Source organism: Flavobacterium myungsuense (assembly GCF_042677265.1).
Taxonomy (GTDB): domain Bacteria; phylum Bacteroidota; class Bacteroidia; order Flavobacteriales; family Flavobacteriaceae; genus Flavobacterium; species Flavobacterium myungsuense.
Genome location: NZ_JBHTIZ010000001.1, coordinates 1 through 22152, shown reverse-complemented (window position 1 = coordinate 22152; position 22152 = coordinate 1). Strand labels below are relative to the sequence as shown.

The window sequence follows — 22152 nt, the reverse complement described above, 5'->3', positions numbered from 1 at the left end:
TTTAAATTGTGATTTAATACTTAATTCAAGTCATAATTAATTAGATAAAAATAGTAATAAATCGTTATTCTATATTTTAATATTTATCATTTTATATGATTTTTTTCAATTTTATAATATAAAATAGATCTTTATTCAACAACAAAAAAGACCTATTTTATGCTTGAAAAATGGTAAACGGTGTACGTTTCGTATTTTTCACCAGGTTTGAGAAGAAGCGTTGGAAATGATTTTTGATTTGAAGAATTATAGTCTTGGGTTTCTAGAGCAAATGATTCTCTAAAGTGAAGTGGCTTCCCCATTTTTCCAATATCGTTACCTTTAAAGAAATTAGCGCTAAAAAAATGTACTCCCAAATTATTGGTTAAAACTTCTAATTTACGACCGCTTTTAGGATCGACAACCGTTGCCGCTAAAACAATTTTATTGGACTTTTTTTTCTTTAAAACATAACTTTGATCGTATCCGCCAGCTATTTTCAACTGTTCGTTAGCATTTTCTAAAATGATGTCTTTACCAATGGGTTTTCCTTTTCTAAAATCAAATGGAGTTCCAGCAGCTTTTAGAATCTCCCCTGTTTTAATTTTGTCAGGATTAACGGCGCAAAAATAATTGGACGGAATCGTTAAAATATGGCCTAAAATAGGTCCGTTTCCTTCGCCAGAAAGGTTAAAAAAAGCATGATTGGACAAATTTACAATAGTTGTTTTATCGGTTGTAGCCAATAATTTCAGGGTCAATTCATTATTTGAAGTCAATTGATACCTTGCCTCTACTATTAAAGTCCCAGGATATCCCATTTCTCCATCAACAGAAATATAAGACAATACAAGGGAGCTATCTGTTACCGTTTTAACATCCCAAACTTGATTATGAAACCCTTTTAATCCACCGTGTTGGTGATTGGCACCACTATTTATAGTTAGAGATTGTGTTTTTCCATCTAATTCAAAAGTTCCTTTAGCAATTCTCCCGATTACCCTTCCAACGATAGCGCCATGATACACTCCAGTTGCCTTTAAGTAATCCTCAATACTTTTGAAGCCCAGAACTACATCGGCCGTTTGACCGTTTTTGTCTGGAGCGCATAAACTAACAATACGACCGCCATAATTGGTTATAGCAGCCGTTAGATTTCCATTTTTTAGAAGAAACAAACTCACTTGTTTTCCATCAATCATCTTATTAAAATTTTCTGGATTAAGTGGAGCGCATTCGGAATTGTTTAAGTTACTTTGACTAATAGCTTTCGAACAAATGAACAGCGTAATTAGTACAAAAAAAACAGATTGTTTCTTCATTGTTATTTCAATTCAATTTTTTCAACATTATTATAACTGTTTCCTCGAATCAATTCGAAATTTTTCATCATTTCTTTCAATTTTTTGGTTTGGGCTTTGGCAAGATTATTTTTTTGACCTATATCCTTTTTTAAATTATACAATTGAAAATCTTTGTCATTTCCCATTTCAATATTAACTTCTTCCAGAATTGGATCGCCAGAATAAGGCGGAATCATTATCCAATCTCCTTGACGAAAAGCAGTTTTAGTATTGGCTTCAATAACCAAATTCGTTCTTCCTTTAGCGCTTTTACCCGTAAAAACATCTAAAAGTTCCTGACTGTCTGTACTTTTAACATCTATATTGACCAACTTCGCAATAGATTCCAATAAATCAATTTGGCACACCAAAGCATCTGAAACCTGAGGCTTAATTCGACCTTTCCAATAGGTGAAAAACGGCACTCGTGTACCGGCTTCTAATAGACTGTATTTTCCGCCCCGCAATGGACCGTTTGGTTTATGATTGCCTAGTTTCTCCACAGCTTCATCATAATAGCCATCATTCAATACGGGTCCGTTATCGCTTGAAAACATAATTAAAGTATTGTCTAAAACTCCTTCTGCTTTTAAGGTTTTTATTATTTCGCCCACGCAATAATCCGCTTCCAAAATAACATCTCCACGGGGTCCCATACCTGATTTACCTACAAATCTCGGGTTAGGAGTACGAGGTACGTGTGGCTGATTTAAAGCATAATATAGGAAAAATGGCGCGTCTTTATGGCTTTTTACATAGGTTTGTGCTTTGGCCAAAAAATGATCTGCTAAATCGACATCACTCCAATTGGCACTGGCTCCACCAGAAACATAACCAATTCGAGGAATACCATTTACAATGGAACTGTTATGGCCATGATGCCATTTCATAGAAAGCAATTCAGGATTTTCTTTCCCTGTGGGTTGACCAGGGAAATTTTTGTCGTAATTAACAGCAATAGGATCCTTACTGTCTAGATTTACTACTTTACCATTATCGATATAAATAGTTGGGACTCTATCTTGTGTGGCGGCCATAATATAAGAATAATCGAAACCTACATCATTAGGCCCTGCATCTAATTGTTGATTCCAATCTACAATTCCTGTTCCTAAACCTAAATGCCACTTGCCCACAACGGCAGTTTGGTATCCTTTTTCTTTTAACATTTTAGGAATGGTTAGTTGGTCTTTACCAATCAATAGCGGGGCTGAACCTGGAAGTATTTTGGCGTCTTTATTTCTCCAAGGATAAACCCCGGTAAGCAGACCATACCGACTTGGTGTACACGTTGCTGAAGTGGCATATCCATTTGTAAATCGAACTCCACCATTGGCTAAAGAATCAATATTGGGCGTTTTTATTGCGGTTGCTCCATAACAGCTTAAATCTCCATATCCTAAATCATCTAAATAAATAAAAACAATATTCGGTTTTACGGTTTTATTATTTGTTTGACTGCTGCTTTTTAAACTAACGGTAAAAGCTAAAAAGCTTAAAACTATATATTTGATTTTCATTGTTTAATGGGTTTTTACCTTTGCTTTTTTTGCTTTTTTTACTAACGGGAAAATTTCAGATTCTACTCTGGCTGTTTGGGCTATTTTTACAAACTCTGCCTTAAGTTCTGGCATTGTTTCGGCTAAATTATTTTTTTCAAAAGGATCTTGGGCAAGATTGTAAATTTCAATATTTTGTTTTTGGGTTGCCTTATCGTAGACAAAATTGGCCTTCATATCCCCTTTTCTGATAGCTTGACTTTGGCTGCGTTCCCAATACAGATAATCGTGTTGTTTTTGCTTGTCCGTTTTTCCTAATAAAGTAGGCAAATAAGAAATTCCATCAATATTATCTGGTGTTTTCGCCTTTACAATCTCAGCACAAGTAGGCAAGAAATCCCAAAAAGCGGAGATATGACTGCTACTGCTTCCAGGAATAATTTTCCCTTTCCAAAAAGCAATTAATGGGCTTTTTATACCGCCTTCATATACTTCGGATTTTCTTCCTCTTAAATCTCCGCCAGTACGCAGAAAACTATCTTCTTCTTTTGTAAGTGCCGATCCATTATCACTTGCGAAAATTATTAAGGTATCATCCAATAGATTCAGTTCTTTTAATTTAGCCACAATTTCGCCTACTTCTTGATCTAATCTCGACGTTAATGCCGCATATTTAGGAACACTGAAATCTTCAGAATGAGCATCTCCTATAGGAAATCCTGTTTTTTTGGCATAATACTCTAATGTTTTATCATCGGGTTGATGATACGGATTATGAGGTAAAGTAGGGCAAAAATACAAGAAGAAAGGGGTGTTTTTATTGGCTTCAACAAACTCTAATGCTCTATCTTTAATAATATCTGCACTATAAACAGAATAGGGAGCATCTATATTTGCATTTAATTCCACTAAGTCATTTTTACGCAAATAGGAAGTGAAATAATTATGGGCATGAATCTGACCATTATAACCATAAAATTGGTCAAAACCTTGATTGTTTGGAGATCCTTCTGAAGCGGGATAACCAAGTCCCCATTTTCCGAAAGCTCCAGTTGTATATCCCGCAGTCTTCAAAATTTCGGCAACCGTGATTTCAGCTGCTGGAATAGGCTCATTTCCTTCATAAGGAAGTGCCCTATTGTCTCTTATATAAGCATGTCCCGTATGTTTACCCGTCATTAAGGTTCCTCGCGAAGGAGCGCAAATATTAGAGCCACAATAATGATTGGAAAACTTCATTCCTTCTTTTGCCAATTGATCAATGTTTGGGGTTTCGATTATTTTACCACCATAACTCCCCAACTCGTTGTACCCCATATCATCGGCTAAAATGAAAATTATATTGGGTTTTTTATTGTTTTTTGAACTGTTTTTTGTTTCTTGAGACTGTATCCCAAATCCAGTAATCAGGATTGCAAAAGCTAGTATGTTTTTTATATTCATTTTTGTCTTTATATTTAAATTAATTTTCTCCGTCTTTTTCAACAAAACCTGAAGGTATTGGAACTGTTTTTTTTCCAAATTTTTCGAAAAACTTGTCAAACATACTATAATACTTGTCCTTATAGAGTTTTTTGATTTTTTCCTCCCGAATCTGTGGATAGTAATCAAAAACGTCTCCTTTACCAAGTACCCTAGGGTCTTTTTGTTTTTTTAAATCGGCTTCCATCTTCGTTTTTAATTCCTTTATTAAGGAAGCGTATTGGGGGTCTAATGCGATATTGTTAACGCAATCAGGATCTTTTTCTAAATCGAAGAGCTCATCAGCAGGGCGTTTGCCAAAAGATAATTTAAAATAATTATAATCTTTATCCCCTTCTTTTAAACCCGTTAGATAGTTTTTTGTTGGCGAATCATCGCAATTGTTATAGTTAAATTCTGGATCTCCAACAGGCCATCTATTCGGTTTATAATTGTGGGAGTATAGATATTTATCGGTTCTAATGGCCCTAACTGGATAACTAACAGCAATTTGATCCCCATCTGTAGTACCATTATCGTGACGCTCTTTTCCAATTAGTGAATAGGATCTCTTGGCATCGATTCGCCCTGATTTTTCAGATACTAGTGCATCCAGAAAACTTTTTCCAGTCATTTGCTTGTCTGGTTTTAGCCCAGCTGCCTCCAAAAGGGTAGGGGCTACATCCGGAAAGTTAATATAGTCGGTCACCACTCTACCCGGAATTATTTTGTCGCCCCATCGTACTACAAAAGCTTCGTGAAAATCTTCATCATAAATTTGTCCTTTCACATGCGGAAAAGGCATTCCTTGATCTGAGGTGGCAATAATAATGGTGTTGTCAAGCAAACCTCGCTTTTCGAGAGATGCCAATGCTAAACCAATTTGACGATCATGGTATTCCACTTCTACACCATAATCGGCCAAATCACCACGAACTAATTCATTGTCAGGAAAAAAGGCTTGAACCGTAACTTTACTCAAATCTTTATTCTCTTTTTTATAAGAATCTTTTTCGTATTTACGGTGCGCCTCATGGGTTCCAAACCAAAAACAGAATGGCTTTTCTGAGTCTCTTTTGGTTAAAAATGCATCGAAGTTAGCCGCATAATCTTGTTTACTTATCCCTTTATATGGCGGAACAAGTGAGATATTATTGTATTCCCAACCAGCAGGATTGTGTTCTCCGTAATATACTCCAGGCCCCCAACCTTTGCCTGTATATCCTATTGTATATCCGCTATTTTCTAACAATTTAGGGTAAAATTTCCATTTTGGAGGTATAACGGGAATGTGGTTAGCCGCTTCTTCCAATTGCCAAGAATACCTTCCTGTTAAGAAACAAGCTCTAGATGGTGAGCATTTTGGATTGCAAACATAGGCATTGGTAAAAAGCACGCCCTCATTTGCAATTCGATCAAAATTGGGTGTTTGTATATATTTAGAACCATACACTCCCATACTATTTCTTGAGATGTCGTCCCCCATAATAACAAGAATATTTGGGCGCTTGTTTTGAGCCAATCCTTCAATTGAATAGAAAAAACTTAATGTTAACAAAAAGGAAGAGGCCAATAAGTAAAAACTTTTTTTCATTTTTTTAAGATTTATAGTAGTATATTAAATTATTTTCGTTGAATATTTACTTCAATGCCGTTAAAAATATCATCGATTGAATCTGTATTTACCAACACGAAGTCAGACTCCATTTTTCCACTATGGTTTAACTGCATGTCGTCAACCTCAACTGTTACCCATTTCCACTGGTTATCGCCTTTGCCTTTTACCTCGATAGCCGTTTTCATATCGTTTCCTTTGTTGTATTGTAATGCCCAAGTTGAACCCGAGTTTTTATCCAACCAAGTGATGGTAAATTTTAAATTTTTAGGTTTTGAAACGGCAAACATCTCATCATCAAACTTAAAATACATTGTATTTTTGCCAGTTGCGTTTTCGAAGGAACGAGCAAAACGATCGTATTTAGAGGAGTTTTTGTCTATCTCACCTCTAATCCTGAAAAGTCCTATGGAAGTTTCGTCGGGTTTAATTTGAGTTAGGAAACGTTCAAAATTTCCTTCTGCAATGTCCCATCCGGCATCATTATACCCCGTTTGTCTCTCTCGCTGGTCCACTTGACCTACAGCAGCGGATTCTAAATCATCCATTTTTGCCCCTCTTGAAGCATAGGCATTACAAATATTAGTATAGCGTGCCAAGTTTTTCACTTTTGCTTTTCCAAATTTTTTCTCTGGGAATTTTATCGTATCGGCAGCATTCAGGCCTTCGTGAAAAACAGAAAAGGCGGTAGTAGCAGATGCAGGATATACTTGTTGTGCATATTTATTATACATTTTAAAAATGTCTCTTATTTCACTGTGCGCCATCGCATATTCGATGGCTCTTTTTGAACAATTGTACGAAGACAATCCCGTGTTAATTCCGCTTAAGGCTGACCAATAAAAACCGAGTTCGGTATTAATATTGAATATTGGTTTATGCCACGACTCATCCATTTCGGCCGCAGAGAACAGTTTCATTCCTTTTGGATTGATTAAATAAGAACCCCATTGTTCTTTAAAATTTTGCTCGCCAGTTAGATGGTGACCACGGTTGTAAGCCCCTCCTTTTATACCAAAACCAATTTTGGGATCAATGATATTCATGACCCAATTGTACGCAACGAGATGTTTTATAGGATCAACATTATTAAATGTTAAAACAATTTGACGATCAGGAACATCATTGAAATACTTCTTAAATTGAGTAAATGCTTCTAAACGATATTTTTCCCATTCGATCTTTCTATCAATGGAATACTTTTTATCCTCTGGCTCTCCCTTGTATGGTTCTTCGTCGCCTGTAGCACCCGTTTTTACTTGTACAAAGGCAATACAATCAAATTTATTTTTAGGCTGACTTCTCAAAAAAAGCGAGAATTGTTTAATCAATTCAAAATAATATTTCTTATGATTTTCATTTAAGTAGTAGGGATAATTTCCAAATTTTTTATCGTGCTTTTCAGGCTTATGACTTTTTACTTTGACCAATGGTACTCCATTATCATATAGCCATAAAGGAGAATTTGGCCCTACATTAATGCTTATTTTCACTATTTTATGATGTTTCGCGGCTATGTCTAAAACCTCTTGAAACATAGAAAAATCAAATTTGCCAGGCCCTTTGGATTGAACTTCTGCCCATGTGGCTGACACTTCTATACCCATTACAAAGTCGGCCTTAGGATCAGAATAATCATCAACTCCTCCTCCACGATCCCAAACTCCGTAAGAATTAATTGGGACGGCTATTTTTTGGGCATTTGAAATGTTGACAACCAAAAATAAAGCGATAATTAGTGACCAATAGTTGAATTTTATTTTATTCATTTTAATTACTTTTTAATAATTTTTTGAGATACAGATTTTCCATCCGAGTTTAATACTGCAATATAAATTCCAGCAGGAACTGCCATATCTTTAGAGAAAATAGTCTGCCCTGTTTTTGACACAATATCTTCTGAAAATATTAGACTACCGATTACAGAATATAGTTTAATGTTGGCTTTTGAATTTGCATTCAAGTTAATTTTGGCTTTGAATTCATTTTGTTTGAAAAACGGAATAAAATCTGTTGGAAGTATTGTATTAGAGCCAACTGACAAAGTTGTTCTTTCGATTCCTACTTCGATACCATTAAAAATATCGTCAACAGTATCGGTGTTCTCTAGCGTAAAATCAGAACCATTTACCCCCTTGCCATCTACAATGGCATCGGTAATGGTAAAGGTTACTTCTTTCCACGTATTATCTCCTAATCCAGTAACTCGTTTTGCCTCTTTAATTCCTTGAGCCGATCTATATGTAAATGCCCATGTTGAACCAGCTGTTTTATCCAGCCAAATGATTTTGAATTGTAAACTTTTAGGGATTGAGTTGGTAAAAACCTCTTTGTCAAATTTAAAATACATTCTATTTTTGCCCGTTACATTCTCAAAAGAACGAGCAAAACGGTCGTATTTTGATGAACTAGCAGTAATTGCTCCACGAACTCTAAAAAGGCCTATTGATGTGTCATCAGGTTTAATTTGGGAAAAAAATCGTTCAATATTTCCTTCACAAATTTCCCAACCCGCATCATTATAAAAATCTTGATTTTCACGCTGACCTACTTGTCCTAATACTACGGCGGCCATATCCTCCATACGGGCTCCTCTGTTACGATATTTAGGTTCGTCACAAATACGTTGATAGCGGGCTGTGTTGCTCATGGTAGCTTTTCCATAAATATTTTCAGGGAATTTATCTTTATCAGCAGCATTTAGTCCTTCGTGAAAAACAGAAAAAGCGGTTGTAGCCGTTTCCGGATAAACCTGTTGAACGTATCTGTTGTACATTTTAAAAGTTTCAATAATCCCGGGATTAGCAAAAGCATACTGCATGGCACTTACCGAAATGTTTGAGCAAGAAACCCCAGTATTGATGCCTCCAAGGGATGACCAATAAAATCCAATTTCATAGTTTAAAGCAAAAAAACCTTTTGTCCAAGACTGATCCATTTCTGAAGCTGAAAATAGTTTTACTCCTTTGGGATTCAATGGACTTATCTTAGGATTAATTAAAAACGGATTCCATTGTTCTTTGAAAGTTTGTTCATCTGATAAATGATGCCCTCGGTTATAGGCTCCACCTTTAATGCCAAAACCAATTAACGGGTCTAAATCGTTCATAACATAATTATAGGCTTCTGGTTGTTTTATCGGATCAACATTGTTGAATATCAAAACCACTTTTCGATCAGGAACATCATTGAAACATTTTTTAAATTGATTGAAAGCATCTAAACGAAATTGTTCCCATTGCGATGAGGATATGGCATAATTAGCATCAATAGCAGTGCCTTTGTAGGGTTCTTCATCACCGGTTGCACCTGTTTTTACTTGTACAAAAGCAATGTGCTTAAATTTTTCTTGCGGCTGATTTCGCAAAAAAAGTGCAAATCTTTCAATCATTTTAAAATAGAAGATTTTATGCTCTGGATCTAAATAATAGGGGTATCGATTAGCGTATTGATCATTCTTGGGAGCGTTGCTATTTACATATACCCTCGGAACACCATTATTAAAAAGCCACATTGGGGAATCGCCTCCTACATTGATACTAAATCGAATCAACTTATTATTGGCAACAGCAAGATCTAAAGAGTTTTGAAAATCCCTGAAGTCCCAACTATTTGGTCCATTAGGCTGAATATCGTCCCAACGAGCGGAAGTTTCTATACCCAAAACAAAGTCGGCTTTTGGATCTGAATAATCTATAACACCTTCTCCTCTATCCCAAATGCCATAATAAGAAATAGGCAACGATTGCGAATGTAATTTTATTATCATCAATAAAAAAAACAGTCCTAAAGTGATGTATTTACAGTGGCAATGTTTCATTTTAAATTTTTTAAAACCCTTTATTAGGACAGGATTTATAATTAGTAATTTAATAAACACAAAATTAAGCTATATCAAATCCTATTAAATAGTCAATATAGCTCAATAAGTATGCTATTTTGTTTCATCTTAAAAAATAGCTGTTAGTAGTTCAAAAAAAATTATTCCTTCTTTTTAAAGGACTTCATTTTTTAATTTACCATTAGAATATGGCTCTAATACTATTTTAAGTTCCTGAAAAGTCTACACTTTTACTATTGTTTCTTGATTTCATAATCAAATTGACATACTAATTTATCTTGGAGTTGAAGTTAAAAGAAAAAACTTAATTTTAACACATGACACGAGAATCAAAAATACAACTCGAAAACCAATTGTTAGCTCATTAAAAACGAACATCCTAATTGTAAATAAATTAGGATGTTCGTTTTTATATGAATTAGTAAGTATTGAATTTAAATTGAGAATATGTTACTCTTTTACAAATTGCTTTGAAGCTACACTTCCGTTATCTTGTAGTACTGAAATAATATAAATTCCCTTTCCTAATGAAGACACATTGATGTCAGAAGTATTGTTTCTAGACGCTACTTTTTTACCTTGCATATTATAAACCTCAATTTTTGAAATGGTATTGTCTGATTTTATTTTAAGAACATTTTTGGCAGGATTTGGATAGATAGCGATAGCATTGCTTTTCGATTCAAAATCTCTGTTTCCTAAATTTCCTTTCTCGTTGTCAAAAACAATTTGATCTATGTAGATTGGATTTACAATATCTAAAAGGGCTCCAACTATTGCTCCTGGTGCTGGCGCTTCTGCGCCTGTTACATCACATATTGCCCAATTAGCTGTTTCTGTTCTCACATCACCTTGAGTTGCCGAATTCACGCCTGAAAGGTTTTTGTAGTACGTATTAGATACAATTACAATGTCTCCTATGGCGTAAGTTGCTGTTGCAGACCAATTCGATTTAACACCAATGATTAACTCTGGTTGCTGATACCCATCATCCCAAGTAGATAAATCAAAATCATAGGTCATATAATCTGTATCACTAACTGTAAAGACTGGTCTTGGAGAAAAAGATTTTGTCGCACCACTAACAAGACCAGATATTTGTAATGAATTATTAATCGATGTGTTTTTAACAATAATGTGTGCATATTTGTTCTGACCACCAACATGAGCCGCGTTAATGGCTAGACCCACTTTAGAGTCAAATCTATTGGCTTCAGTACAAGTTATCATTAAAGTTGCTTTTGATGATTCCGTTGCTGCTAAGGCAGTAGCTCGCAAAAGTGTTGTAAAACCACCATTAGAAGCCCCATTAAAAGTAAAAGTATTTACTTCAGGAGTTTCTATTATTGGCAAGGAAACAACAGGTTTAATATAATCAATTGAAATAGTTTCGCCTACACCCACAAATTTATAACTCCCATTTACAGGCTTACCAACAATACTTAATACATTTACAATCCCTGACCAATTGGTAATATCAACATAATACGTTTGATAGCTGGTATCTCCCTTTGTTATAACTATATTCGAAAAAGGAGCTGCGGCTGGGTTTGCATTAGAAAATCTCAATTGATCCGTAGTACTGTTATTTTTTAATTTGATTTCAAGATAATTAAAGGTGTCTGCATCAATATTAGCAGTTGGTGTTGAAACTACAGGGTTACCATTTTCTAACACGGTTAACACTAAATCAGTTCCATTTGCACCTAAAGTGTTTGTAGTAGTTCCTATAATAGCAAAACCCTCCGTGTCTCCTGGAGTGTTAAATTGTTGAGCAAAAGTTAAAAAAGGAATAATAAATAAGAATAGAAAAGTAATTTTTGTTTTCATAATAAAAATGTTTAAAGTTATATTTTTGTAAAAATAGACAATAACTCTAAATTAGTCTTAGCGAAAAAGTGTTATATATAATGCGATTTTGTTTCAATACCAATTATGAACTCAAGAAACTAATGTTTAAAAAAACGCCAAAATACAACGAGCCAAATTTACACAAAACATTAAAAATCAATACCTTTTTACGGCTGTTGAATAAAAAAAGGACCGCAGCAAAAAATGTTGCAGTCCTAATAAATAAAAACCTTTTTATAAATTTTGGATTAATTCTTAACAATTACTTTAACAATCTTAATTTCGTTACCAACTTTTAATTGAGCAACATAAACTCCATTGCCCAAACCACTAACATTGACTTCTTTTGTATAATTGCCTGATAAATGCTTTTCGTTATTGACAATTGTTTTTATCATTTGCCCGTTTAAATTATAAATACTCAATTGAACTTTTTCTTCTGCAGGAATACTATATTCAAAGTTTGAGAATCCAGTGGCAGGGTTTGGAAAAACTTTGAAATTTTTTGTATTATTCGAAGAAACTATTTGACTCGTCGTATCTTGTTTTAATCTTAAACTACTAGTATTTTGCACTGTAAAACGTACCCAATCCGCTGAACAAGTATAATTATTACTGCCACCTGAGCTGAAAACTCTTAACCTAATTTCTCCAGTAGGAGAAATAAAATTGACAGGCGAATTTTGAATATTGGTAACCAGTACATCGGTAGTAGATACCGTGCGAGAGTCAATCTGAGTCCAAGACGAAGTAGACCAATTGTATAAGTAAAGTATTTGTGTTCTACTTATCGAATACTTGCCATCATAGTTTATGGTGAGCTTTGTGACACTAGATGGAGCCTGAGTAATAAAAGTACTACTATACCAATTTGAACTTCTTGTACCAGACGTTGACGAATTAAAAACCAAAACAGAATTGTCATTTAATGCTAATCTACTAACAGTACCCGTATTACTTGTACCGAGAAGCACCGTAAAGGAAGTGGGAGCATAAGTTGTTACTACCTGCGCTATTACGGTCAGTGTTTGGGACACATTTGTTGCTGCATTGTAGTTCGTATTACCCACTTGCGAAGCAGTAATTGTAGCAGTACCAGCGCTAACAATACGTATCAATCCATTTACTATGGTTGCAACTGCTGTGTTGCTACTAACATACGAAACTGCCAAACCAGAACTGGCTGTTGCTCCTGGGTTAAAGTCAGTATCGCCTACTGTTTTAGAAGGCAAGGCACTAAAAGTAATGGTTTGGTTGGCTTTTGACACCGTTAAACTTTGACTAACTGAAAGAGCTGCATTGTAGTTCGTATTACCCACTTGAGAAGCAGTAATAGTAGCAGTACCAGCGCCAACAATACGTATCAATCCATTAACTATANTCAGTATTACCTACTGTTTTAGAAGGCAAGGCACTAAAAGTAATGGTTTGGTTGGCTTTTGACACCGTTAAACTTTGACTAACTGAAAGAGCTGCATTATAGTTCGTATTACCCACTTGAGAAGCAGTAATTGTAGCAGTACCAGTACCAACAATACGTATCAATCCATTTACTATGGTTGCAACTGCTGTGTTGCTACTAACATACGAAACCGCCAATCCAGAACTAGTAGTTGCTCCTGGGCTAAAGTCAGTATTACCTACTGTTTTAGAAGGCAAGGCACTAAAAGTAATGGTTTGGTTGGCTTTTGACACCGTTAAACTTTGACTAACTGAAAGAGCTGCATTGTAGTTCGTATCGCCCACTTGAGAAGCAGTAATAGTAGCAGTACCAGCACCAACAATACGTATCAATCCATTAACTATGGTTGCAACTGCTGTGTTGCTACTAACATAAGAAACAGTCAAACCAGAACTAGCTGTTGCCCCTGGGTTAAAGTCAGTATCGCCAAAGGTTTTGGTAGGTATAACATTAAATACAATGTTTTGATTTGTTCTTACTGGGGTTGCTTCATTTGAGGCTGAACTTGCAGCACTTTGACCGATACTGTTTATAGCACTTACTGTAAAAGTATAAGCAGTTCCATTAGTTAAACCTATTACTGTTATTACTCCACTTCCTGATTGATTTAAAGTCCCTGTAAGTCCACCTGGATTAGAAGTTGCAGTATAAGATGTAATTAAGGAGTTCCCACTGAAAACAGGAGCAGTAAATGAAACTAATGCTTGCCCACTAATTCCAGAAGCCGTTGCTGTTCCAATAATTGGAGCGTCTGGTACTCTAACAGTGTAGGAAATTTTTACTTGACCGGAACCTCCATTACCCCCGGCTCTACCTCCACTTGCTGTCCCAAAGGCACCTGAACCTGCACCACCGGGATTTGAGCCAAGGTTTCCAATACCTCCCACAGTTTTAGTTGCACCACCTGCACCACCATTTGGGCCAGCTCCATCACCCCCTTTACCTCCACTAGACAAAGCGCCATTGGCACCAGCAGCTCCTATCGTTACGGTTCCTCCAGAACCACCAACTATATTGATCCCACCTAAACCAAATGCGCTATTAATTACTCCTGTCCCTATTGCTTTACCACCTATTACACCTCCGTTTGCTATAACTGGAACTGTAGATGAAAATTGACTGTTACCGCCAGCTGTTCCATTAGTACTACCATTAGTACTTGCAACTCCTCCTGCTCCGACTGTAACATTATAATTTGTACCTGGTATAACAGCTATGTTTTCGTTGATTACATATGACCCACCTGCACCACCGCCACCTACTCCTCCAGTACTAGTTGAACCGCCTGAACCACCTGCGCCCCAGCATTCAACAATAACTGAAGTAACACCAACAGGAGCAACCCATGAAGAGTTTCCAACAGTAGAAATAGTAGTTTGATTTAAAACTGTTAAATCCTGCACAACTGATGTTGCCGGATTAAAAAAATCATCGCCTGCTTGAGAAGCAGTAATAGAAGTAACACCTATGCCAACGATACGAATCGTATTATTAATAATGGTGGCTACATTAGTATTAGAACTCGTGTAGGTAACTCCCAAGCCGGAACTGGCTGTAGCCCCTGCGCTAAAGTCTACATCTCCAATCGTTTTTGATGGCAATGCGTTAAAATTAATCGTTTGGTCTTGTTTGCTTGTTCCAATAATATTCATTTCAATACCATTAAATATATCATCAACGACATCAGTATTGACCAACATAAAATCGGAACCATGGACACCTCCTTGATTGAAAACGCCATCTGTCAGAGCAAAAATCTCTGTTTTCCACTCATTAGATCCAGTTCCTGTAAAAGGTATGGTTTGAAGTCCTGCAGAATTTCTATATTTAAAAGCCCAGGTAGAACCCGCATTTTTATCCAGCCAAATGATAGTAAACTTCAAAAGTTTATTGTTTGCAGGTAATTCATTATGAAGTTGGAAATACATCGTATTTTTACCAGTACTATTTTCAAATGAACGGGCGAATCGATCGTATTTTGAAGAAGTTGAAGTTATAGGCCCTCGCACTCTAAACAAACCTATAGAGGTAGCATCAGGGTCTATTTGAGTCATAAATCGCTCAATATTTCCTTCGCAAATATCCCAGCCTGCATCATTGTAAAACTCTTGATCTTCACGCTGAAATACTTGTCCTCTCACTACGGCAATTGGATCATCTATACGAGCTCCTCTATTATAATATTTAGGGTCATTACATATATTTTGATAACGAGTTAGATTGGGCTGTCTAGCGGTACCATAAATCGATTCCGGAAATTTAACTGTATCAGCCGAATTGAGTCCTTCGTGAAAAACAGAAAAAGCAGTTGTTGCAGTTGCTGGATAAACCTGTTGGGCATACCGGTTATACATTTTGAATATGTCAATAATCCCAGGATTAGCTAAAGCATAGGTCATGGCGCTTACCGAAACGTTTGTGCAGGAAAGCCCCGTATTAATACCTCCAAGGGCTGACCAATAAAAACCTATTTCATAGTTCAAGGCAAAATACCCTTTATCCCATGACTGATCTATTTCTGAAGCTGAAAATAGTTTTACTCCATTTGGATTACCCGGACCTACTTTTGGATTAATTAAAAATGGATTCCATCGCTCTTTGTAGGTTTGCTCATCTGTTAAATGGTGTCCCCTGTTAAAGGCTCCTCCTTTAAGACCAAATCCAAGTACAGGATCCAATTGGGTCATTACATAATTATAAGCGTCTGGTTCAGCAATTGGATCTACATTATTGAATATTAAAACAATTTTGTTATTAGTAACATCGTTAAAATTTTCTTTAAATTTAGCAAATGCCTCTAAACGAAATGCTTCCCATTGTGCTAGGGTTAGTTCATAAATAGGATCGATTACATCTCCTTTGTAAGGCTCTTCATCTCCGGTAGCTCCTGTTTTCACTTGCACAAAAGCAATATGATCGAATTTTTCTTGAGGTTGACTTCTCAAAAACAAGGCAAATTGTCTAATCATTTCAAAATAGTAGGCTTTATACTCTGGGTCTGGATAATATGGGTTTCTATTGGCATACGCATCATTCTTGGGCGCGTTACTAATTACATTTACTAACGGAACACCGTTATCAAAAACCCACAAAGGGCAATCAGGGCCAACATTGACACTAAATCGAATCAACTTATCATTGGCAACAGCAACATCTATTATTGTTTGAAAAGCACTAAAGTCACAATTAGTTCCAGGTCCAGCCTGAATATCTTTCCAATCAAGGGTAGTTTCTATACCCTTGACAAAGTTGGCATTTGGAGCTGAATAGTCTGGGATTCCTCCTCCACGATCCCAAACGCCATAGCTAGAAACGGGAAGTGATTGAGCGTGAGACTTTGTAAAACATAAAAATAAAACTGCACACCATGCAGCATAATTAAATAAAGTTGTTTTCATGATAGGCTCTGGGATTTAGGGGTTATTAAAAAATTTGGTTAAAAAAATTCACTGGTTTAGGATTTTATTTACTGTATAATTTGTAAAATTATTAATTTTTCGATAACGTTAAAGTGCAATTTTTGGTCAATTAGTATGTGATTTTGTTCCACATGAAAAAAATATGTTTTAAATTCAAGGTTCTGAAAACAATAGTTGCATTTTGATTTGAACTAGGGGAACCCATTAGAACAGTATTGTTTGATAAAACTGGAAACCTCTGCGATTTTCGTTTAAAAATAGTAAAATAGTAAAATAAAAAAAACAACTACTGGTTTTAAAGTAACAGTATTGAAATCAATTTGATAGACATGTAAGATGAAAAGTGTAATACCCTGCTTTTCTAGCACAAAACAAAAATTAAAACTGGGGATTATAGTATAAATTAGTTTTCCATAATAAATAGGCTTGAAATAAGCATTTCAATACCTTTTCAGCCCTTTGTATTACTCCTGGTTTAAACTTAGTGGGGAATTTTGATTTATTCCAAAGAATTTGTTTATGGTTTGATTTTGTTCAATTGTTTTAATTCACTATCTTCTTACTAACCGAATTGTTATCTATTACTGTAATTTTAACAATCAATACATGACGGGTTGCTTTCTAACATAATTTAAGATCCGGAATAATACCCTTGAAAGATATTAATATAAAAATATCTATGAATGGAAAAGGGAGGGCAATTTAAACTATTTTTATAGTAAGATTTATGGAGAACCGATAAATATGAAAATGTATATTTACAAATTAACCTGGATGAGATTACACTTTAAAGCGGACTTTCCAACTATTTAGAATTTTATAATCAAGAAAAATTCCATTAGTAATTAAATTATAATTCGCCTTCATGTGTTTATTACCTATGAAATATGTCCTAAAAACCGAAAAAAGCAATCTTAGTTTAGTGGACTATTTTGTTTAAATAAAGGGTTCAGCACAAATTCTATTGCTTCAACTAAAAAAGTACAATCGTAAATTATTCTTCCTATTAAACTATTCAATTAAAATCGAGTCTAAAAATATATTAAAATTGATTATGGATAAACATACACTTTGGTCTTTACGATTAGGATATTCTGCTAAGGAAGCAAAAATGATTGAGAAATTAGGTTTAAAGAGTTTCTTGAAGCAATCATTTGACAGTACGGTTTCTGCAGAAATTCCTAAATTTATTCAAGACAGTCCTAAATCATTTAAAGAATATCAGCTCATTCGCAGAAAAATAAAATCCTCGAATGCTGATGATCTCAAAGAACTTCTCAAAAAAGAACAGCAAACTAACTTAGATTTAAAAGCATGGTGGATTGCTAAAATGATTGAAGAAGAATTTCCGCTTCGTGAAAAAATGACTTGCTTTTGGCACAACCATTTTGTTTCCACTTATCAAAAAGTAAAAGTTAATTATTGGATTTTTCAGCACAATCAGATTCTAAGGGAAAACGCATTTGGGAATTTTAAAACGTTGACCAGGAAAATTATCCAAACCAATGCGATGGTATCTTATCTTGATAATACCGACAATAGAAAGGGCAATCTCAATGAGAATTTAAGCCGGGAATTACTAGAACTTTTCACACTTGGAATAGGAAATTACTCGGAAGTTGATATTAAAAACGGTGCAAAAGGCTTAGCAGGATTGGGAATAGGTGAAGAAAGTGCCATTTATCGCAAGATTTATGAAGACGCTGATCCCTTTTCTTATTTAGGAGAAACTGGTAATTTGAAAATTGACCAAATGATTGATGCTATTTTTCAACACCCAAAAATTCCTTATTTAATTACCCGAAAAATATTAAAATGGTTTATTTATGATGACCCAACAGAGGAATTGGTTCAATACTACGGCACCTATTTCAAGGAAGTCGATTTTGAAATCAAACCGCTTTTGACTAAAATTTTCACAGAAGAATATCCGAAAAATAATGCAGGTTCGAAAATAAAAAATCCGTTGGAATACATTTTACAGTTAATTGATGAACTCAACATACCCTCTAAAAACAGGAAACCAATTGCCCTTTTTATTAAAGACCAAGGAATGGATTTATTTAACCAACCAAACGTTAAGGGTTGGGATTGTGGAAATTCTTGGCTGACATCTCAAATTTTTTTACAACGAAATACTATAGTTGATGCCCTTTGCAATGGCAAACCTTTAGGACAAAGAAGACTAGAAAACGATGATAAAATGATGCAAAATGATTCTCAAAAACCATTATTTTCTGTTAAACTAAATTGGAAAAAGAATCAGGATAATAAACAAATTATTGCGGAACTTGGAAATCGTTTATTATTTCAAATCAGTAAAAATAACCAGCAAGATTTCGAAAAAATATTAGAATACGATTTTGATAGTACTACAGAAGGCTCAGAAAATGCGGTGCTTCGGCTGTTTAATTTTATATCAAAATTACCTGAATTCCAACTTATATAATTTCTAAGTCCCTTTTTATAAAGTCAAATTATTTTATCATGAACAGAAGACAATTTTTAACACTTACAGGAACTTTTACTGGTGGCACGCTATTATTGCCTGATTTTTTACATGCTTTCGGATCTCAAAAGAGTTTAGTTATAGGCGAACAATGCTTGGTTTTCGTTCAATTAAACGGGGGCAATGACGGTCTAAATACATTTATCCCTTTTGAAGATGCGCTTTATTATGACTTACGTCCCAAAATAGCGCTTTCAAAAAACGATGTAATTCCTTCTTCAAACGGAATGGCATTTCATCCCGCTTTAAAAGGGTTTGCAACGATGCAGCAAAATGGTGATTTAGCAATAATACAAAATGTTGGATACCCTGAACCTGTTCGCTCTCATTTTCGAAGTCAGGAAATTTGGCAAACCGCACCAACAAATCAAGAATATTTAAATGACGGCTGGTTAGGACGTTATCTCGATTTACAATGCAAAGAACATCAGGCAACTGCTGGAATAAATCTAGACAAAATTGACAATCTTGCTTTAAAAGGAATGGAACCACACTCCGTAACTGTAAAAGATCCTTCACGATTTAATGTTAAACCGAAGCAAGAAAACGACATCAAATTATCGGACAATCCTCAATTGGATTTTGTTCGAAAAATAGCCAATTCAGTGGTTGAAAGCTCGGTTGATATTCAAAATGCTTTAGCAAAATCCCCTGCTTTAGATGTAATTTATCCAAAAACGGAGTTGGCCAAAAATCTTGAATGGATTTCAAAATTGATTAAAGGAAATTTAAACTCAAAAGTGTATTACACCTCGCTTGGTGGATTTGACACACATGATAACCAACTCGCTATCCATAAAAATAAATTATCCGATTTGAATGATGCCGTTTACAGCTTTTATCAAGACTTGAAAAACAGTCAACAATTACAAAATGTTACCATAGTAGTTTTCTCTGAATTTGGCCGTCGCGTAAAAGACAATGGAAAAGGAACTGACCACGGAACTGCTGCCCCAATGTTCATTATCGGAGGAAATAATCAAGGTGAAATAATAGGTAAAAATCCAAACCTTTCCGATTTAGATAATGGTGATTTGAAACATGAAATTGATTTTAGAAGTGTTTACGCTTCGCTTTTGCAAAATAAATTTAATTTTGACGCTACTAAAATTGGGTTAAAAAATACTGCATTAAAAGGATTGTTTTAAAAAAATAAATAATTAACGTTATATTTGGAGGCTTTTTAATAGATTAAAAAACTTCAATTTTATGATCTTAAGAAAATAAATAATGACAAAAAACTTTAAAAATAAGAGCTTGAAATTTGCTCTTAATTGCTCAATTTTAATGATTTTATTATTAAACAATACTATTGTTAGTGGGCAGACTAAAATAAATAAAATCACCTCGCCGAAAAAAAATTGCTGTACGGCTTCTATTCCAAATAGATTGAGTCAACCAATAGTAAAAAAGGATGTCCCCATTAATGCCGTTCAAACAAAAAAGCGTGACGAAATGGTGTGGATTCCTTCAGGGGAATTCAGCATGGGTGCAGATAGCAATCAAGGACGTCAAGATGAATTTCCAAAACACACTGTAAAAGTTGATGGTTTTTATATGGATATAACAGAAGTAACCAATTTGCAATTTCAAGAATTTGTTACTCAAACGGGTTACATAACGACTGCCGAAAAAGATATTGATTGGGAAGAATTAAAAAAACAATTACCACCACAAACCCCAAAACCAGATGCTGAAACCTTAAAAGCCGCCTCGCTTGTTTTTGTTCCTTCGGAAGGGGAAGTTAGTTTGCAAGATTATAGCCAATGGTGGCAATGGAATCATGGAGCTAATTGGAAACATCCAAAAGGAAGTGGAAGCGATATTGTGGGTAAAGAAAATTATCCCGTAGTTCACATCAGTTGGGATGACGCCAATGCCTATTGCAAATGGGCAGGAAAACGTTTACCTACGGAAGCGGAATGGGAGTATGCGGCTAGAGGAAATTTAAAAAATTCTGTTTACACTTGGGGAAATGAAAAAATGGATGAAAGTAAAACATATTGCAATTATTGGCAAGGAAGTTTCCCTTATAAAAACAATTCAATTGACGGGTATTATGGAGCTGCACCGGTAAAAACGTATAGCCCTAACGGCTATGGATTATATGACATGGCAGGAAATGTTTGGGAATGGTGTTCTGATAATTACAATAATACCTATTATGACACTTTCAAAAACATTAAAATTGCTATCAATCCAAACGGTCCACCAATTAGTTTTGATCCAGATGAGCCATTAGTTTCTAAAAGAGTTATGCGTGGGGGTTCTTTTTTGTGTAATGAATCCTATTGCAGCGGTTATAGAGTTTCTGCAAGAATGAAAAGTTCTTCCGATTCATCTTTGGAACATTTGGGTTTTAGATGTGTACAAAGCAAATAAATAGTTTTTAAAAAATTTTAATAAATAAAAATAACAGCTAATATCAATATAATGATAATACTAAAAAAGAAACTTTAAACAGATCTTTATCGCTCCCCAAAAACAAGACAAAACTTTCACATAATTTAAAATAGAAAATAATAACCTTAATTTTTCAAAAAGCAGAAACTATGTTTTTGTGAATTGTTGGTTAACCTAATACTATATTTGACGAGGGTATTGAACTTTATTATTTTTAAATTAAAATATATCAACTTGATTTTAAGATGCTTGAATAGGTAATCATTGAGGCAAATTTGCAACTTTCTCCAATATAGGGAGCAAAAGCAGAAAGCCAGTCAAATGATTGGCTTTTTTGTTTTCCATAACAATGAATTTTGTCTATCGCTATTTCAAGACAAGTTTAACAAAAAAAACGCCTCAATTTTCATGAGGCGTTTCAATTTTTAAGTTATTAGATCTTATCTTTTAACCATTCGAATCGATTTTACTTTATCGCCTTGAGATACAATAACATTGTAAACTCCTGATGGATAATTGCGACCTACTTCTAGAACACTTAGTTCTGATGCAGTAGCCTTACGAACATCTAGTTGACGACCTATCATATCGTATACTTTCATTTCTACTTGAGCGTCACTTGAACTCTCGATGTCTAAACTAAAGTGCGTTGCAAAAGGATTAGGAAATGCTTTTACGTTAAAGATGCTAGAAGTATTTGTGTCTGACATTCTAGAACTTGGAATGGTTAATTGACATGTTGGTCCCCAATTATTTAAGAATACACCATT

The 22152-nt window shown here is 34.9% G+C and carries 13 protein-coding genes; 3 read left to right on the top strand and 10 right to left on the bottom strand.

All coding sequences use genetic code 11. The annotated features are described in order from the left end of the window. Positions 1–152 precede the first annotated feature (152 nt). The 9 genes from ACFQ0S_RS00065 to ACFQ0S_RS13435 form a co-directional block, all read right to left on the bottom strand. Complete coding sequence (locus ACFQ0S_RS00065; protein WP_379753805.1) at positions 153–1301, bottom strand: aldose epimerase family protein; 1149 nt, start codon at positions 1299–1301, stop codon at positions 153–155. Between the two features lie 2 nt (positions 1302–1303). Beyond that, complete coding sequence (locus ACFQ0S_RS00060; RefSeq protein WP_379753809.1) at positions 1304–2842, bottom strand: sulfatase family protein; 1539 nt, start codon at positions 2840–2842, stop codon at positions 1304–1306. A 3-nt stretch (positions 2843–2845) separates the two neighbouring features. Next, on the bottom strand, positions 2846–4264 hold the full coding sequence (locus ACFQ0S_RS00055; protein ID WP_379753812.1) for an arylsulfatase: 1419 nt from the start codon (positions 4262–4264) through the stop codon (positions 2846–2848). Positions 4265–4283: 19 nt separating this feature from the next. After that, positions 4284–5876: a sulfatase family protein gene (locus tag ACFQ0S_RS00050; RefSeq protein ID WP_379753815.1), complete on the bottom strand. Its 1593-nt coding sequence runs from the start codon at positions 5874–5876 to the stop codon at positions 4284–4286. A 29-nt stretch (positions 5877–5905) separates the two neighbouring features. Beyond that, complete coding sequence (locus ACFQ0S_RS00045) at positions 5906–7666, bottom strand: T9SS C-terminal target domain-containing protein (RefSeq protein ID WP_379753818.1); 1761 nt, start codon at positions 7664–7666, stop codon at positions 5906–5908. A 5-nt stretch (positions 7667–7671) separates the two neighbouring features. Further along, positions 7672–9717 (bottom strand): T9SS type A sorting domain-containing protein, encoded by a 2046-nt coding sequence (locus tag ACFQ0S_RS00040; RefSeq protein WP_379753821.1) that lies wholly within the window; start codon positions 9715–9717, stop codon positions 7672–7674. Between the two features lie 471 nt (positions 9718–10188). Further along, positions 10189–11568, bottom strand: a complete 1380-nt coding sequence (locus ACFQ0S_RS00035) for a T9SS type A sorting domain-containing protein (protein ID WP_379753824.1) — start codon at positions 11566–11568, stop codon at positions 10189–10191. Between the two features lie 269 nt (positions 11569–11837). Continuing rightward, positions 11838–12956: a T9SS type A sorting domain-containing protein gene (locus ACFQ0S_RS00030; protein WP_379819035.1), complete on the bottom strand. Its 1119-nt coding sequence runs from the start codon at positions 12954–12956 to the stop codon at positions 11838–11840. A gap of 4 nt (positions 12957–12960) precedes the next feature. Continuing rightward, complete coding sequence (locus ACFQ0S_RS13435) at positions 12961–14703, bottom strand: beta strand repeat-containing protein (protein ID WP_449267399.1); 1743 nt, start codon at positions 14701–14703, stop codon at positions 12961–12963. 2821 nt (positions 14704–17524) lie between these two features. Between ACFQ0S_RS13435 and ACFQ0S_RS00020 the strand changes: the two genes are divergently transcribed. From ACFQ0S_RS00020 to ACFQ0S_RS00010, 3 genes are all read left to right on the top strand, one after another. Further along, positions 17525–18919, top strand: a complete 1395-nt coding sequence (locus tag ACFQ0S_RS00020; protein ID WP_379753830.1) for a DUF1800 domain-containing protein — start codon at positions 17525–17527, stop codon at positions 18917–18919. Positions 18920–18957: 38 nt separating this feature from the next. Beyond that, on the top strand, positions 18958–20127 hold the full coding sequence (locus ACFQ0S_RS00015; protein ID WP_379753833.1) for a DUF1501 domain-containing protein: 1170 nt from the start codon (positions 18958–18960) through the stop codon (positions 20125–20127). 139 nt (positions 20128–20266) lie between these two features. After that, positions 20267–21361, top strand: coding sequence for a formylglycine-generating enzyme family protein (locus tag ACFQ0S_RS00010; RefSeq protein ID WP_379753836.1), 1095 nt, complete (start codon positions 20267–20269; stop codon positions 21359–21361). Positions 21362–21822: 461 nt separating this feature from the next. On the opposite strand, the gene ACFQ0S_RS00005 is transcribed toward ACFQ0S_RS00010, so the two are convergent. Then, the coding region (locus ACFQ0S_RS00005; RefSeq protein ID WP_379819033.1) for a T9SS type A sorting domain-containing protein at positions 21823–22152 on the bottom strand (330 nt) is incomplete at its 5' end.